Source organism: Dysgonomonas sp. Marseille-P4677 (assembly GCF_016652235.1).
Classification (GTDB): Bacteria; Bacteroidota; Bacteroidia; order Bacteroidales; family Dysgonomonadaceae; genus Dysgonomonas.
This window is the reverse complement of record NZ_JAEPKU010000261.1, coordinates 1-1,761: the sequence shown is the minus strand read 5'-3', so window position 1 is coordinate 1,761 and position 1,761 is coordinate 1. Positions and strand designations below refer to the sequence as shown.

The 1,761-nt window shown below is 32.5% G+C and carries 2 protein-coding genes; both read right to left on the bottom strand.

Going from position 1 to position 1,761, the window contains the following annotated elements; all coding sequences use genetic code 11:
• Window positions 1-947 (bottom strand): FecR family protein (locus JGH11_RS19910; protein WP_201114706.1); only part of this gene is annotated, 947 nt, incomplete at its 3' end.
• Window positions 948-985: 38 nt separating this feature from the next.
• Window positions 986-1,588, bottom strand: coding sequence for an RNA polymerase sigma-70 factor (locus JGH11_RS19905; protein WP_236264258.1), 603 nt, complete (start codon window positions 1,586-1,588; stop codon window positions 986-988).
• Between the last annotated feature and the right edge of the window lie 173 nt (window positions 1,589-1,761).

The following is a 1,761-nucleotide window of genomic DNA, read 5'->3' as shown; positions in this document are numbered from 1 at the left end:
CTACTTTTTTCTATAATTATATAATCTCCTTTATTCCGGTATGAAAAATCGGATCTTAGCTGCAGAACTTTAAGTGCCTGCTCTATACCATCCTTAATTTTAAATTTTCCGGTATATTTATCGGTAAGTATACTTTCATTTTTGATCTCAAATTCTATGGCATAACATTGGCCAAGCCTCATTAATAAATCTTTCATCGATTCATTTTCAAAACAAAGCAAACCATCCTTCCATTCGAAATAAGATAAATTGGATATTGGGCTAAGAGAGACTTCACCGTTCTGATAATCGAGTTGTTCATTTGGATGTAAACTAAATTTCTTTTTAGAAGTATTCAGTTCTATGTCGACAGCCCCCGTCAATAATGAAGTTCTCGAATGTTCTCCTTCATCGAAAGAGCGAACATTAAATTTTGTACCTAAAGCCTTCACTGAATAATTTTTAGTATGCACTATAAATGGATTATCTTCATTAGCGGCAACCTCGAAAAAAGCTTCGCCATCGAGAAACACATTCCGACCATCAGATCCAAATCTGGAGGGAAATTCTAAGCGACTTTGAGCATTAAGCCACACAAGGGATCCATCCGGCAAGACTAGTTGCCCGTACTGTCCTGCAGGCATTATCATAGTTAAAACTTCATCATCTATCTCTGTTTTATGGAAGTATTGTTTATAACCCCAGTATGATGATATTAGGACAAGGATAGCAATTGCAGCTATTTTGCTAAACTGTAATACAAGACTACTTTTTCTTGTTTTTTTATGTACAGGGAGCTGATTTACATTCTCGGGAATTTCAATCCATGCAGAAGCATCATAAATTTTACGAAGTCGCATATATTTTTTCAGGTTTGCCTCATCGGCATATACCCAATCTACAACCTTTTCTTTTTCTTTATCTGTAGCATCTCCCGAAATATATTTGTACAATAAGTTTATATCCATTTTCCTATAATATAAAGATATTTATTCACCTCTTTATATTAAACGAATGAGTATGGGGAGTACCCTAGTAAAAAATAGTAATTATATAAAAATGGAAAAATAGCGATAAGATTAATATAGTCTTTAAGACTCTCTCTCAACATCTTAAGAGCAATACTAATATGATATTCAACACCTTTTTCTGTGATACCCAGTTTTTTTGCAATTTCTTTATTGGTTAGAAGCTCGAATCTGCTAAGCCTAAATATTTCCTGAGTCCGATCCTTCATTTTCAATATTGTAGCATCTACTATATCCTGTATTTCCCGAACCAATATTTCATCATAAGAAGAATCTTCTAAACTCATGATTCTCAGCTCAAGTTCCCTTTGATTTATAGTATTTAATTTATCTAAGACCTTTTGTTTTACGACTAAATGTCTTAGATAATCCAGAGACATATTTTTCAATATCGAAAAAAGGAAAGGTGTAATATTATGTTCTATATCATTTTTATGCTTAAGTTCTTGCCATAGTTTTATTATGGCCTCGGATACAATATCCTCAACAGCATCTTTATCGTAGACATAAGAGCGTACGAATGAATAAGCTTTATTATAATACTTATCGTATATTTCTTTTATTTTTAGATCTTCTTTCAAATCTATCGTTATTTGGGGCAAATTAGAAACTTCTTTAGATTTAGGAGGAGATCAGAATTTTAAATATATATTGAATTTTCTATACGACAACATCGAAAATTCCTTCATAGACTAATTTACCTGTTGTTTCTCTTACTCCACCCGAATCTCTCGACAAATAAGCCTTATGCTTT